The sequence below is a fragment of the Hyphomonas adhaerens MHS-3 genome, assembly GCF_000685235.1.
GTDB lineage: Bacteria > Pseudomonadota > Alphaproteobacteria > Caulobacterales > Hyphomonadaceae > Hyphomonas > Hyphomonas adhaerens.
Genome location: NZ_ARYH01000001.1, coordinates 791,099 through 804,809 on the forward strand (window position 1 = coordinate 791,099; position 13,711 = coordinate 804,809).

At 62.7% G+C, this 13,711-nt stretch carries 17 protein-coding genes; 6 read left to right on the forward strand and 11 right to left on the reverse strand.

Annotated features, from left to right (window positions below; all coding sequences use genetic code 11):
• The first annotated feature begins 10 nt into the window (after positions 1 to 10).
• Genes ccmC through HAD_RS03905 form a run of 3 tightly spaced genes read left to right on the forward strand, consistent with a single transcriptional unit; the run spans position 11 to position 1,431 of the window.
• Positions 11 to 742, forward strand: a complete 732-nt coding sequence (gene ccmC, locus HAD_RS03900; protein ID WP_035569554.1) for a heme ABC transporter permease CcmC — start codon at positions 11 to 13, stop codon at positions 740 to 742.
• A gap of 6 nt (positions 743 to 748) precedes the next feature.
• On the forward strand, positions 749 to 913 hold the full coding sequence (gene ccmD, locus HAD_RS18530) for a heme exporter protein CcmD (RefSeq protein ID WP_156942150.1): 165 nt from the start codon (positions 749 to 751) through the stop codon (positions 911 to 913).
• A complete protein-coding gene (locus tag HAD_RS03905; protein WP_035569555.1) occupies positions 910 to 1,431 on the forward strand; it encodes a redoxin family protein in 522 nt (173 codons plus the stop codon). The genes ccmD and HAD_RS03905 overlap by 4 nt, the downstream gene beginning before the upstream one ends.
• Positions 1,432 to 1,445: 14 nt before the next feature.
• Here the strand turns inward: HAD_RS03905 and HAD_RS03915 are convergent, their stop codons facing one another.
• Entirely contained in the window at positions 1,446 to 2,168 is a 723-nt protein-coding gene (locus HAD_RS03915) for a MarR family winged helix-turn-helix transcriptional regulator (protein ID WP_051595905.1), read from the reverse strand.
• A 124-nt stretch (positions 2,169 to 2,292) separates the two neighbouring features.
• Between HAD_RS03915 and HAD_RS03920 the strand changes: the two genes are divergently transcribed.
• A complete protein-coding gene (locus HAD_RS03920) occupies positions 2,293 to 2,844 on the forward strand; it encodes an NUDIX hydrolase (RefSeq protein ID WP_035569557.1) in 552 nt (183 codons plus the stop codon).
• A gap of 5 nt (positions 2,845 to 2,849) precedes the next feature.
• Here HAD_RS03920 and HAD_RS03925 read toward each other — a convergent pair whose 3' ends face one another.
• Together HAD_RS03925 and HAD_RS03930 are read right to left on the reverse strand one after the other, a co-directional pair.
• Positions 2,850 to 3,509: an inner membrane-spanning protein YciB gene (locus HAD_RS03925; protein ID WP_035569562.1), complete on the reverse strand. Its 660-nt coding sequence runs from the start codon at positions 3,507 to 3,509 to the stop codon at positions 2,850 to 2,852.
• A 75-nt stretch (positions 3,510 to 3,584) separates the two neighbouring features.
• Complete coding sequence (locus tag HAD_RS03930; RefSeq protein WP_035569563.1) at positions 3,585 to 4,451, reverse strand: EamA family transporter; 867 nt, start codon at positions 4,449 to 4,451, stop codon at positions 3,585 to 3,587.
• A 133-nt stretch (positions 4,452 to 4,584) separates the two neighbouring features.
• On the opposite strand from HAD_RS03930, the gene HAD_RS03935 reads away from it, so the two are divergent.
• Positions 4,585 to 6,324, forward strand: coding sequence for an N-acyl-D-amino-acid deacylase family protein (locus HAD_RS03935; protein ID WP_035569564.1), 1,740 nt, complete (start codon positions 4,585 to 4,587; stop codon positions 6,322 to 6,324).
• Positions 6,325 to 6,330: 6 nt separating this feature from the next.
• On the opposite strand, the gene ftsY is transcribed toward HAD_RS03935, so the two are convergent.
• Complete coding sequence (gene ftsY / locus HAD_RS03940) at positions 6,331 to 7,716, reverse strand: signal recognition particle-docking protein FtsY (protein ID WP_035569565.1); 1,386 nt, start codon at positions 7,714 to 7,716, stop codon at positions 6,331 to 6,333.
• The gene (gene mtaB / locus HAD_RS03945) at positions 7,713 to 8,990 is read right to left on the reverse strand and encodes a tRNA (N(6)-L-threonylcarbamoyladenosine(37)-C(2))-methylthiotransferase MtaB (RefSeq protein WP_035571581.1); all 1,278 of its coding nucleotides are present in this window, start codon (positions 8,988 to 8,990) and stop codon (positions 7,713 to 7,715) included. The genes ftsY and mtaB overlap by 4 nt, the downstream gene beginning before the upstream one ends.
• A gap of 125 nt (positions 8,991 to 9,115) precedes the next feature.
• On the opposite strand from mtaB, the gene HAD_RS03950 reads away from it, so the two are divergent.
• Positions 9,116 to 9,562 (forward strand): GNAT family N-acetyltransferase, encoded by a 447-nt coding sequence (locus tag HAD_RS03950; RefSeq protein WP_035569566.1) that lies wholly within the window; start codon positions 9,116 to 9,118, stop codon positions 9,560 to 9,562.
• Here HAD_RS03950 and dapF read toward each other — a convergent pair.
• The 6 genes from dapF to HAD_RS03980 form a co-directional block, all read right to left on the reverse strand.
• A complete protein-coding gene (dapF, locus tag HAD_RS03955) occupies positions 9,559 to 10,368 on the reverse strand; it encodes a diaminopimelate epimerase (RefSeq protein ID WP_035569567.1) in 810 nt (269 codons plus the stop codon). The genes HAD_RS03950 and dapF overlap by 4 nt on opposite strands.
• 51 nt (positions 10,369 to 10,419) lie before the next feature.
• Entirely contained in the window at positions 10,420 to 10,836 is a 417-nt protein-coding gene (locus HAD_RS03960; protein ID WP_035569568.1) for a hypothetical protein, read from the reverse strand.
• 38 nt (positions 10,837 to 10,874) lie between these two features.
• Entirely contained in the window at positions 10,875 to 11,933 is a 1,059-nt protein-coding gene (locus HAD_RS03965; RefSeq protein ID WP_035569569.1) for a MaoC family dehydratase, read from the reverse strand.
• A gap of 43 nt (positions 11,934 to 11,976) precedes the next feature.
• Complete coding sequence (locus HAD_RS03970) at positions 11,977 to 12,243, reverse strand: hypothetical protein (protein ID WP_035569570.1); 267 nt, start codon at positions 12,241 to 12,243, stop codon at positions 11,977 to 11,979.
• A 92-nt stretch (positions 12,244 to 12,335) separates the two neighbouring features.
• The gene (locus HAD_RS03975; protein ID WP_035569571.1) at positions 12,336 to 12,683 is read right to left on the reverse strand and encodes an arsenate reductase family protein; all 348 of its coding nucleotides are present in this window, start codon (positions 12,681 to 12,683) and stop codon (positions 12,336 to 12,338) included.
• 20 nt (positions 12,684 to 12,703) lie between these two features.
• Positions 12,704 to 13,591: an HpcH/HpaI aldolase/citrate lyase family protein gene (locus HAD_RS03980; RefSeq protein ID WP_035569572.1), complete on the reverse strand. Its 888-nt coding sequence runs from the start codon at positions 13,589 to 13,591 to the stop codon at positions 12,704 to 12,706.
• Positions 13,592 to 13,711 lie beyond the last annotated feature (120 nt).

Consider the following 13,711-nt stretch of genomic DNA (forward strand, 5'->3'; position numbering starts at 1 on the left):
TCGCACATCCATGTTTTCCTGGTTCGCCAATCCCCTTCGTTTCATGCGCCTGTCGAACTGGCTGGCGCCGCTTTGCTACGCGCTGGCCGCGCTGCTGATCGGCTGGGGCCTGTGGCAGGGACTCTGGGTCGTTCCGAAAGACGACTATCAGGGCGGGGACATCATGCGCGTGATGTTCGTTCACGTCCCGGCCGCCTGGCTTGCCATGGCGAGCTATATGGCGATGGCCGTGATGAGCTTCATCTGGTTCATCTGGCGCCATGAAGTGGCCGACATTGCCGCGAAGTCCATCGCCCCGCTGGGCGCTGTGTGGACGGCGATCTGCCTTGCGACCGGATCGATCTGGGGCAAGCCGACCTGGGGCACCTGGTGGCAGTGGGACGATGCCCGCATGATGTCGGTGCTGTTCATGTTCTTCCTGTTCCTGGGCTACATGGCGCTGCGCGCGTCCATGGACACCCGCCAGAAGGCGGCCCGGGCCGGCGCGATCCTGGCCATGGTGGGCGCGATCAATGTGCCGCTGATCAAATTCTCCGTGGACCTCTTCACCTCGCTGCATCAGGATTCGAGCGTCATCACCGCCGACGGACCGAAAATGGCGGCTGTCTATCTCTGGCCTCTGCTGGCCAGCGGCCTCGGCCATACGATGCTGTTCGCCGGACTGACCCAGACCCTGATGCGCGCCGAAATCTGGGACCGGCGCACGGCGAAGGCGAATGCGAAACTGATGGCGGAAGGGTAAGCGGTCATGCTGCCGGATTTTGACAAGAATGCCGCCTTCATCTGGGCCTGCTACGGGATCGGTGCCGTCAGCCTGATCCTGACCCTGCTGGTTGTCACCCTGCGGGCGAAAGCTTCGCGGGCCAGAATGCTGCGGGCCGAAGCCCGCCTGCGCGGAGATGACGCAGCATGAAACGCTGGATTGCCGCCATTCCGGTCACCGCCCTGGTGCTTTTTGCGGGCCTGGCCGGCTGGGAACTCAGCCATCCGAAAAAAGGCGACTTCGAGCGCATATCCCGCACCGCGCCGGACCGGGCCTTCGAGCGGCTGGAGGGCGGTACGCTGAGGTTTGCGCCGACCCCCAATGGGCGGACGATCGCCGTGAACCTGTTTGCCAGCTGGTGCGCCCCCTGTGAGGCGGAGCATCCGCGCCTGACGGCGCTGGCCGAAGCCCATCCGGGGCAGGTTTATGGGGTGCTGTACAAGGATACGCCGGCCAACGGGCGGAAGTTCCTGGAAGAACTTGGCAATCCGTATGCCGATATCGTTCTGGATCCGTCTGGTCAGGGTGGTCTGGATTTCGGCCTGACAGGTGTGCCGGAAACCTTTGTCATCTCAGCCGATGGCGAGATTCTGGAGCATATCGCCGGGCCGCTGGACGCGGCGGCGGTAAAACAGGTGGGCGAGGCGCTCGCAGCGCCCCGCCCCTGATCCGTTAGGCCAGATTACTTTTTCTTGGCTTTACGAGCGGCCGGCTTCTTGGCCGGAGCTTTTTTCACGGCCGGCGCCTTTGCAGCAGCAGCGGCTTTCTTCGGTGCAGCCTTTTTAGGAGCGGCTTTTTTCGGAGCGGCCTTCTTGGCGGCCGGCTTCGTTGCAGCAGCTTTCTTCGGTGCAGCGGCTTTCTTGGCAGCCGGCTTCTTGGCCGGGGCCTTTTTGGCAGCAGGGGCTTTCTTGGCCGGAGCTTTCTTCGCCGGGGCCTTCTTCGCAGCAGCCTTCGGCGCGGCTTTCGGTGCCGGGGCCGGCTTGGCTTCTTCTTCAGCCAGGCCGACGAGGCCAGACATCAGGGCGTCCTGCTTCACTTTGGCGAGGCCCGAGAAGAGCGCAGTGTCAGCGGCCTGAACAGCCGGAAGGGCCTTATCGAGGGCCTTTTTGCCTTTTGCCGTCAGCGAGACAGACTTGGCGCGGGCGTCGGTTTTCGAAGCAGTGCGCTTGATCAGGCCACCAGCTTCCATACGGGCGACCATATCGGCCAGGGTCGAACGGTCGATGCCGGTGGCATTGACGAGATCGGACTGGCTGGAGCCGTCATTGCCGTCGAGGGCAGCGAGCAGCGAGAACTGGCGCAGCGTGATACCGGCGGTACGGAGCGCCTTGGCGCTGTGGTTTGCAGCAGCCTGCTGCGCACGATGCAGCAGGTGACTGGGCGAAGCGTTGAGATTGAATGACATATTGGTTTACCTTTCGAGGGATGACTTAACTAGTTCGGCGGCCGACCCACCCACAAGCCCCCTAAAGCAGAGGCCCGTGTGCGGATCAATACCCCTCTCTTAAACCGCGATTGGATAACAACAGATGACGGATCAATTATCGAATCCTTTCATTTCGCCCCTTTTTCACACGAAAATACCCCCAGGAGACGATAAATTGCGCCGTGTTTGCGCCCATTGCGAATTTATCGACTATGTGAACCCGAAAATCGTCGCTGGCTCCGTTGTGACCAAAGGTGACCAGATTTTGCTCTGCCGGCGGGCGATCGAGCCCCGAAAAGGTTACTGGACCCTACCGGCGGGATTCATGGAAGAAGGGGAAACGGTCGAGGAAGGCGCCCGCAGGGAGGCGCGCGAAGAAGCGTGTGCGGATATCCGGATCGAACAGTTACTCGCCGTTTACTCTGTTCCCCGCATCGCACAGGTTCAGGTCATGTTCCGCGCGGAACTGATGTCTGACATTTCTGCAGGGCCGGAGAGCGAAGAAGTCGGATTATTCGCCTGGAAGGATATCCCCTGGTCGGAACTCGCCTTCCCGACCGTGATCTGGGCGCTGACCCATTATGCGGAAACCCGGCATCTTCCGGCCTTCCCGCCCTTCGCCAACCCTCCGGGAACGGAAAAGCTCACCCATTAGGCGAGTCAGCGGTCGTCGGGATGGGTCTGCATATGCTTCAGAGTATAGGGAGTGTTCGCCAGAGCGAACACGAAACCAATGACGATATTGCCCATCTTCCAGTTCGCCCAGGCGGCCTCACCGAAGGCCTGCCAGACCACGATGTTCCATATCGCCATTGCGATAAAGTATAGGCCCCAGCGGATCGCCAGGACGCGCCATGCATAGTCCGGCAGATGAAAGAGCTCGTTGAACAGCATTTTCCAGATATTGCGGCCAACGGCGAGGCCGCCGAAAATCGCGCCGGCAAACATCAGATTGATAATGGTGGGCTTCAGGAAAAGCAGAAGCTTGGAATGAAACGCGATGCCCAGAACGCCGAAAACACCGATAAGACTTGATGAAACGAGCAGGAATGGCGGTATTCTCTGCTTACGGATCAATTTCATGGCGATCACGGCAGCCGTTGCCACAATCAGGACACCCGTGGCCCAGAAGAGCGCGTTTTCGCTGGAAAACAGCCCCTCTTCCGGAAAGCGCAGCATGACATTGTAGATGACAATGAAGGCCAGCGTCGGGCCGAGCTCTGTCCAGATTCCCCCGGCACGCGCGGCGGCGTCCTTGACGTTCGCCTCCTGAGGGGCATCGTCCGTGTGAATCGCAGTCTTGTTTTCCAACTCGGTCATATACTTCCTACGCACCATCCGTGCTTGCGGTTTTGTTAAAGCCGCTGTCGCACGAAATGTCGCACACGGCGAGTCTCAGGCTGCGCCGGCCTGCATCAGGACCAGACCCGTGGCAAGAACCGAGGCCGCAACGATGCGCCGGGCACCGAAACTCTCTTTCAGGAACACGGCCGCCATCACCGCCGCGAAGACGACGGAGGTTTCCCGTAATGCCGTCACCATGGCGGCATCTGTCATTGTGTAGGCAAAAATCGCCATGCCGTATGACAGGCACCCCACCATGCCGCCGATCATGCCGGAGCGGAGCTGCAGGCGGATCGTCTGCGTGTACCGGCCCCGCCGCTGCCAGAGGAAGACGAGCGTCACCCCGACCCAGTCGACCAGGAACAGGATGATGACGAAGGTCATCGGGTGCGGCATCGCCCGCGCCGCGCGTGTGTCGCTCACGGCATACAGCCCGATCCCGACAGCCGTCAGCACAGCCCAGAACAGAGCCCGCCGGTCCAGGCTGCGCCCTTCCCGCGTTACCGCTGTCGGCAAGGCAAAGAAGAGAATGGCAAAGGATGCGCAGAACAGGCCGATCTGCTGCATGGGGGCGAGATGTTCCTGCAGCAGGAATGTCGCGAACACCGCTGTGGCGAGCGGGCCAAGCCCGCGCATCACCGGATAGACGAGCGAGAGATCGCCCCGGTGCATCGCCCGGATCAGGCAGGCCTGATAAAACCAGTGAGACACCATGGAGATTGCCAGAAGCGGCCAGGTGCTCAAGGGCGGCAGCGGGAACACAAAAGCAAATGGCAGAACGATCAGCGCTGCGGTCACCTGAACGATCATCCGGCCGGTCAGAATATCGCCGCCGCCTTTGACCAGGACATTGGTCGTCGCCAGCGTGATCGCCGACATGAGGCAGAGGGCGATGGGAAGGATGTCAGAAACAGGCATGGCGTTCCGGGAGGCAGCAGGACGGCCCGTCTCATGCCCGAGTTTCCGAACCCTTTAAACTGCTGACGTGCGGTCAGGCTTTCTCGCGTGCGCCAGCTCTGGCATCCTTCCGGCAAATATAAAGGAGGAAACCATGGCGACGAGCGATCTGATTATCCGGGGCGGGACAATCGTGGACGGCACCGGGGCCGAGCCTTTTGAAGGCGACGTGGCCGTCTCCGGCGGACAGATCACCGCCATCGGCAAGGTTTCCGGCAAAGGCATCGAGGAAATCGATGCGCGCGGCCAGGTCGTCACCCCCGGCTTTGTCGACATCCACACCCATTATGACGGCCAGGCGGCGTGGGGCGAAGCGATCAGCCCTTCCTCCCTCCATGGCTGCACGACCGTGATCATGGGCAATTGCGGTGTCGGCTTTGCCCCTTGCCGCCCGGCAGACCATGACCGGTTGATCCGCCTGATGGAGGGCGTTGAGGACATCCCCTTCCCGGTCCTGTCCGAAGGCCTGCCGTGGAGCTGGGAAAGCTTCCCAGATTATCTGGACTTCCTGTCGTCCCGCCAGTTCGACACCGACATTGGCGCCCAGCTGCCGCACGCCGCCCTGCGCGTTTATGTGATGGGCGAACGCGGCGCGAACCGCGAAGAGGCCACCGCCGACGACATCGCCGCCATGAAACAGTTGGCGAAAGAGGCTGTGATGGCCGGCGCGCTTGGCTTCTCGACTTCCCGCACACTGAATCACCGCACGTCCGACGGCCAACCAACGCCGACCCTGACAGCCAGCGAAACCGAATTGATCGGTATCGCGGAAGGCCTGAAGGAAGCTGGCCGCGGCGTGTTGCAGTTCGTGTCTGACTTCAATGATCCGCAGAAAGAAGCCGCCATGCTGCGCCGGATTGTCGAAGCATCCGGACGGCCGCTGTCAGTTTCGCTCGCCCAGGCCGATGTTGCGCCGGAGGGCTGGCGGGCCCTGCTCGGCGCGATTGAGACGGCCATGAATGACGGCCTGCCGATGCGGGCGCAGGTGGCGCCGCGCCCGGTGGGGGTTCTGCTGGGCCTTGAGCTGACGATGAACCCGTTCAGCGCCCACCCATCCTATGCAGCGATCGCCAAACAGCCGCTGGCCGAACGGGTGGCCGCGCTGCGCGACCCGGCCTTCCGCGAAAAATTGCTGTCGGAAGAACCGGCTTCGGACAATCCCTTCCTGAAAGTCATGCTGCGCAGCTTCGGCAAGATGTTCCAGCTGCGCGACCCGGTGAATTACGAACCCGGCCCGGAGAGCACGCTGGAATACATGGCCAAAGAACGCAGCATCAGCCCGGAAGAAATGGCGCTCGACCTGATGCTGGAGCGTAACGGGCACGGCGTGCTCTACCTGCCCTTCCTCAACTATTCGCAAGGCTCGCTGGAACCCATCCGCGCGATGATGGAGAGCCCGGCCACCCTGCCCGGCCTGTCCGATGGCGGGGCGCATGTCGGCATGATCTGCGACGGCTCTTTCACCACAACGATGCTGACCCATTGGGCCAGGGACCGCCAGCGCGGGCCGAAACTGCCGATCGAGTATCTCGTGAAGCGCCAGACGCAGGACACGGCGCAGTGGATGGGCCTGCACGACCGCGGGGTGATCGCGCCTGGCTACCGCGCGGACCTCAACGTGATCGACCTCGCGAACCTGAAGCTCCACCTGCCGGAAGTGCAGTATGACCTGCCCGCCGGCGGACGGCGCCTGATGCAGCGCGCCTCCGGCTACACGGCAACCATCCTGAAAGGCGAGGTCACCCACCGGGACGGCGACCCGACCGGCGCGAAGCCCGGCCGGATGGTACGCGGCGCGCAGAGCCTGCAGACGGCCGCCATCGCAGCGGAATAAGCGGCCTTAGGCGCCCACACCCACAAGGGCTTTCGAGAAGGCCTCTGCACTGAACGGGCGGAGGTCTTCTGCTTTTTCGCCGATACCAATGAAGTGGATCGGCAAATCATAGGCCTCGGCGATCGCGACCAGCACGCCGCCCTTTGCCGTCCCATCCATCTTGGTCATGACAAGGCCCGTCACGCCGGCCGTATTGCGGAAGGCTTCCACCTGGCTGAGCGCGTTCTGGCCAACGGTGGCATCCAGCACCAGGATCACATCGTGCGGCGCGGTCGGGTCGAGCTTCTTGATGACACGGACGACTTTTTCCAGTTCGGCCATCAGCTCTGCCTTGTTCTGCAGGCGTCCGGCCGTGTCGATCAGGACGAGATCCAGATCCTCCGCCTTCGCTTTTTCGATGGCTTCATAGACAAGCCCCGCCGCGTCGGCGCCGGTCGGCTTCGACATGACGGGGATGCCCGCGCGGTCGCCCCAGACGGTCAATTGTTCGATGGCCGCCGCGCGGAACGTGTCGCCCGCCACCAGCAGGGCTTTGGCCCCCTGCTCTTTCAGTTTCGAGGCGATCTTGCCGATCGTCGTTGTCTTGCCGGATCCGTTGACGCCCACGAACAAGACGATGCGCGGGCTGGTGCCATCGGAAAAATCGACGATTTTCTCACGCGGTTTCAGGACGTCTGAAATCTCGCTGGCGAGGGCGAGGCGGATCTCCTCCTCGCCGATCTCCTTGTCAAAACGTTCTTTCGACAGATTGGTCGCAACCCGCGCGGCCACTTTCGCGCCGAGATCTGACGCGATCAGCAGGTCTTCAAGTTCCTCCAGCGTATCGTCATCCAGCTTGCGCCGGCCCAGCGCGGCAAGACCTTCAGTCAGGCGGGAAGACGAACGCGACAAGCCCTGCCCAAGTTTTGCGACAAAGCCCGGATTGTTCGCCTCGGCCTCCATCGCCGCACGGGCTGCGGCCTCGGCTTCGGCGCGCAGGCGCTCGGCCTCGCGCCGGTCGGCCAGAAGTTTCAGTTCCGCTTCGGCCTTGGCCTGTTGGGCGGCGCGTTCCTCGCGCGCCTTGCGGGCCAGTTCGGCTTCTTCGGCGAGGCGTGCGGCTTCTTCGGCATCTGCAGCCGCTGCAGCCTCTTCGGCGCGGCGGGCCTCTTCTTCCAGCCGCTTTGCCTCGGCGGCGGCCTCTTCGGCTTCGCGCGCCTGACGCTCTTCCCAGGCCTTGTTGGCCTCGGCAACGATCCGCTCGATTTCTTCCTTTTCGGCAGCCGCCTTGGCGGCCTCGGCTTCGGCCGCCTCTTTCGCGGCGAGGCCTTCTGCCGACAGCTCCGGCGAGGCCATCTCTGCGCCGGCCGTCTTCATTTCCTCTTTTTTCTTTTTCTTCCCGAACCAGAGGATCATGCGTCTATTTCTCCGATCAGCTGCCTGCCGTCATGCCCGGTTATATGGGCCCGCACGGGCCGTCCAGCTTGGCCGGGGTCGCGCGACAGTTTTACGGGGGTGAAGTCAGGCAGGCGGGCAGATGTGCCGCGCTCCACCAAAGCGTCCCGTATGCCCCCAATATGGCGCGAAAAGTGGGTTTTGAGCGCGTTTTCGCCCGTTTCCCGCAGGCGTGCGGCCCGTTCCTTGATGAGCGCTTTGTCCAGCTGAGGCATCCGCGCCGCCGGGGTTCCAGGCCGCGGGCTGTAGGGAAACACATGCAGGAAGGCGAGGCCGCATTCGTCCACAAGACGGACTGAGTTCTCGAAATGCACCTCAGTCTCGGTTGGAAACCCAGCGATGATGTCGGCGCCGAGTGCAATATCGGGACGCAGGGTGCGCAATTTCTCAGCCAGCGCTATCGCGTCATCCCTCGAATGGCGGCGCTTCATCCGTTTCAGGATCAGATTGTCGCCGTGCTGCAGTGACAAATGCATGAAGGGGGCAAGGCGCGGCTCGCCCATCGCCTCGAACAGGGCATCGTCGATCTCGATGGCATCGATGGAGGAAATGCGCAGCTGTTTCAGGTCCGGCACCAGTTTCAGGATGCGCTGGACAAGATTGCCGAGCTGCGGCGTGCCCGGAAGGTCTGCGCCCCAGCTGGTCAGGTCCACGCCCGTCAGCACAACTTCATAATGCCCCGTCTCCACGAGGCGGCGCACCTGCTCCACCACCTCACCCGCCGGCACCGACCGGGAGTTGCCGCGGCCATAGGGGATGATGCAGAAAGTGCAGCGGTGATCGCAGCCATTCTGGACCTGAACATAGGCCCGCGCGCGCCCGTCCATACCGTCGATCAGGTGGGCGGCGGTCTCCTTGACCGACATGATGTCGTTGACGCGGACCTTTTCGTACCCGCCCAGCAAGTCTGCCGGCTTCCAGGTCTCGGCCTTCATCTTCTCATGATTGCCGATGACGCGGGTGACTTCCGGCATCTCGGCAAACATGCCGGGGTCAATCTGCGCCGCGCAGCCTGTCACCAGAATGGGCGCGCCCGGATGGTCCTTTGCCGCGCGGCGGATGGCTTGGCGGGCAGAGCGCACCGCCTCCCCCGTCACCGCGCAAGTGTTCACGATCACCGCATCGGACAGGCCTGCACCGGCCGCATGGCCGCGCATCACCTCGGATTCATACGAATTGAGGCGGCATCCGAGCGTAATCAGCGTCGGGCTGGAAGGGGGGTCGGGCTTCGTCATGTCGATATCGTCCAGCGCACATCGCGCCGGAACGGGCACGAATCAAGGTCTTCCACCAGTCAGAGGGCGCGAGCCGCACAAAATGAGGCTACAGTCTCGTCAGATCATACGGGGTAAATACAACGATGTTGCGGGAAGCCTCCGTTTCAGATGCACCGGCGATTGCGAGGCTTCACACAGTCTCACGCGAAGCGGCCATGCCGTGGCTGCCCGTTGTCCATTCGCCGGAAGACGTCCTCGAATTCTTTCGCGACCAGGTCTTGCCCAGCCAGACGGTCATCGTCGCCGACACATTGGGCCATGTGACCGGGTTCGCCGCGTATACGGGGGGCTGGTTGAACCATCTTTATGTCGGCCCGGACGCCTGGCGAAGCGGTCTCGGCTCGCAATTGCTGCGCCGGGTCCAGGCGGCTTCCAGCCTGCTGCAACTCTGGACATTCCAGCGCAACAGCAACGCCCGCGCCTTCTATGCCCGGTTCGGGTTCGAGGAAGTCGAATTCACGGATGGACAGCGGAACGAGGAGAAAACGCCTGATGTGCGGATGATCTGGCGCCGGACGGAAGACCTTTAGATCTCTGTCTCGAATTCCAGTTCGACCGGGCCGGTCATGTAGACGCGGTCGTCGCTTTCGCGCCAGTCGACCAGCAACTCGCCGCCGTCGAGGATCAGCGTCGCCTTGCGCTCGGTGAGCTTTGCCCGCGCCGCACAGACCAGCGCCGCGCAAGCGCCCGTTCCGCAGGCTTTCGTCAGCCCGGCCCCGCGCTCCCATACCCGGAGGCGGATCGTGTTGCGGTCGATGACCTGCGCAAATCCGACATTCGTGCCTTCCGGAAACAGCGGATGCCACTCCACCAGCGGGCCAAGCGCCGGAATGTCATAGGCGTCGACATCGGACACGAAGAACACCGCGTGCGGATTGCCCATGGACACAACTGCCGGGCGCGACAGGATCGGGTTGTCCATCGGGCCGATTTTCACGTCGACCCCGCGCACATCCATCTTTTCCGCCAGCGGAATGTCTTCCCAGCCCATCAGGGGCGAGCCCATGTCCACCGTGATCAGGCCATCCTCAGCACGGAAGGCGCGCAGCATGTCGGCCTCGGTCTGAATCGTGATGCCGTCCTTGCCGGTCTCGTCCAGCAGCAGGCGGCCCACGCAGCGGCTGGCATTGCCACACGCGGACACTTCCCCGCCATCCCGGTTCCAGATACGCATGAACACATCGCGGGCCGCATCGCGTTCCAGCGCGATGACCTGGTCGGCGTTCATTTCCTCGGCCAGCTGGCGCACCTGGTCCTCCGTCGGGGAGAACGGCACCGACCGGGCGTCAAAAATGGCAAACGCATTGCCCGCCCCGTTCATCTTCCAGATTTTCATGCGCGTTTCCGGCTCCGGTGTTCAGGATTCTGCATAGCGGGCTCTATTGCCCTATCGCGGCAGTCGCGTCGAGACGATCCATCCCGCAACCTGAATGCCCAGCGCCAGCAGGAGGATTGCCGGCATCAGGCGGAAAGACACCAGGAGGGCCGTCACCGCCGCGGCGATGCAGGCATAATCGACCAGATCGGACGACATCAGCCAGCCTTCGGGTGTGCGGGCGCGGCGTACGTCCAGCAGCGTTACGCTGCGCCAGACGCGGCCCATGTCCGGCGGGCCGAACACGTCCTGCAAGCGTTTGGGATCCCGGATACCGGTCATTTCGGCCAGATCGCCGACCTGCGCCTCACCCAGCGCGATGTTCCGCTTGCGGCCGGATGTGCCGATCAGGCTCACCAATGCCGAAAGGACCACCGCAAGCGCGATGGCCACCAGCGTAAATCCGTCAAAAGGGCCATACCCGCTCATGGCACCTCATATAGGCGCGGGCACGGCCCTCTGGAAGGTCAGCGGCCGCTGAGCTTGGGAATGGACGCCCAGTAGTCGAAGTCGAGCAACACGCCGTCGGCATATTTGCCGTCACCGGTCTTGTAGGCGAATGCCCCCGGATCCTGGTCCTTCACGGCCACAAGGCGCAGGCGCAGGGCCCCTGCCTTGTCCGACAGGTCCGCCTTGTCCAGCACTTCGCTCCACGCATAGATCGTGTCGCCGGCGAACAGCGGGCTTGCATGCGTGCCGCCATTGATGGCCAGCACCTGCCCTGCATTGGCGAGGCCGTTGAAGGCCAGCGAGCGGGCGATCGAAATCACCACGCCGCCATAGATCAGGCGCTTGCCGAAGCGGCTGGATTTCTGGCCATGCGCATCGAAATGCACCTTCGCGGTGTTCTGGTAGAGGCGTGTCGCGATCTGGTGCTCGGCCTCTTCCACCGTCATGCCGTCGACATGGTTGATCTTCTCGCCGATCTCATAGTCTTCATACCCATAGGGCGACCCGGCGAGGGCAAAGTCCCAGTCCTCCATCGGGGCGAACCCTTCCAGCTCGCTGCCCGGCACGGCCTCCGGCAGGTCCGGAATGTGGGCGGGCGGCACAGCCGAATCCTCTTCCCACTTGTTCACCATCACCCAGCGCACGAAGGACATGACCTCGATGCCATTCTGGTTGAAGCCGCGTGTACGGACCCAGACGACGCCGGTGCGCTTGTTGGAGTTCTCTTTCATGCCGATGACTTCGGACACGGTGTTCAGCGTATCGCCGGGCATGATCGGACGGCGGATCCGGCCGTCGGCGTAACCAAGATTGGCCACCGCGTTCAGCGAAATGTCCGGCACCGATTTGCCGAAGACGACGTGGAAAGCATGGATCGGGTCGATGGCGAGGCCCGGCAAGCCGGCAGCCCGGGCAAATTCAGCCGAGGAATACTGGGCGTAACGGTTTCCGGTCAGCGCCCGGTAGAGCGCGATATCGCCCTCCGTCACGGTCTGGGGCGTGGCATGGACGAGCTCCATGCCGATCGAGAAGTCCTCGAAATAATTGCCGGGATTGGATTTTGTCTGTGCGGTCATGGCAGCCTCGTTTCCGGGGCTGCCGCTGGAATGCAAATCTGCCTTAGACCTGCCAGCTGCTGCCCGTCATCTGATCGGCGACTACCTGCACGCCGGTCCCGTGGGAAATCAAGGCCGGAGACGCCTGAAGCACCCAAACAAGTGAAATCGCCGCAGTCACCAGGCCGGTGAGCACGGCCTTGTCGGTCAGGCGGAGACGCAGCTGGTCCAGCACATGCCGCCCTGCGATCAAATAAGGCAGGCCGAAGAAACCGAAACCGGCAAAGACGAGGCACAGAGCCGCCAGGGCGAGAAGGACAGTCATCATCATGACGCCAGTCTCGCGCGGAGTGGCTTATATCCGGCAATCAGAATCGATGAAATTTGATCGAATCGCCCTGATTCAGGCCAAATTCGCAGTCATCAGGCAAGTTTCAGCAGGTCTTCCGGCGGACGGCCCAGCACGGCCTTCTTGCCCTTGATGCCGATCGGACGCTGGATCAGCTTCGGATTCTCCGCCATGGCCTCGAAAATGGCCTCATCGCTGGAATTTGCGTCGATTCCGGCCGCCGGGGCGTCCTTGGCCCGCATGAAGACGCGGGGGCTGACGCCGCCCATCTTTTTCGCGATGTCCTTCAGCTCCTCGACCGAAAGCCGTTCGGTGGCGTTCATGTATTTGCGGACGTCGGGCTCAATGCCGGCGTCTTTCAGCAGGTCCAGCCCCTTGCGCGATGTCGAACAGTTCGGGTTGTGCAGAATGGTGTAGCTCATCAGGTCCTCCCCTTCTCTGCTCAGGCCGTTTCGAAGGCGCGGATGGCCTCGTCCATGGCAACGGTGCGGCGGGCTTCGTCGAGGTGGAGCAGTTCGGTCATCTTGCCGTTGACCTTCAGGACACCCTTGCCAGCATTGGCAGGGTCTGCGAACGCCTCGATCACAGCCTTGGCCTGCTCCACGTCATTGTGGCTCGGCGCGAAGACACGGTTGGCCGTGTCCAGCTGCGACGGGTGGATCAGCGTCTTGCCGTCAAAGCCGAGATCGCGGCCCTGCTCGCATTCATTGATCAGGCCGTCCTCATCCTTGATGTCGTTGAACACACCATCGATGGCCGTGATGCCATAGGCGCGGGCGGCAGTAACCGACAGCTGCAACGCCACCTGGAAGGCGATCCGGTCCGGCGTCATGCGGGCACGGTACTCCTTGGCAAGGTCGTTGGTACCCATAACGAAGGTGGTGAGGCGCGTCTCGGCGGCGGTGGCGGCGATCTCCTCGATATGAAGGATGGCCTTCGGCATCTCGATCATGACCCACAGGCCGAAATCGGCCGGAGCCCCAGCCTCGGTCAGCGCCTTGTCGAGGACGTGAATATCAGCGGCAGATTCGACTTTCGGCGCCAAAACGGCCTTTGCGCCGCTGGAAACCGCCATTTTCAGGTCATCGGCGCCCCATTCGGTGCTGAGCCCGTTCATGCGGATGACAATCTCGCGGTAGCCATAGCCGCCCTGTTTCACGGCGCTGAGGATGGCTTCGCGTGCAGTCAGTTTCGCGTCCGGTGCAACGGCATCTTCGAGATCCAGCAAAAGCGTGTCAGCCGGCAGGCCGCGGGCCTTTTCCAGGGCCCGTTCATTGGCGCCGGGCATATAGAGACAGGAGCGGCGCGGGCGGTGCGTCTGTGAAGCCATGGTCGTGCAATCCCTTTTCAAGCGCGCGGACTATCGCCTTGCACTGCTGCGGGTGCAACTGCGGCAATTGCTTCAGGCCCGGAAAACCGGTTAGCTCGGTCATCGGTTCGGAAATCCCGG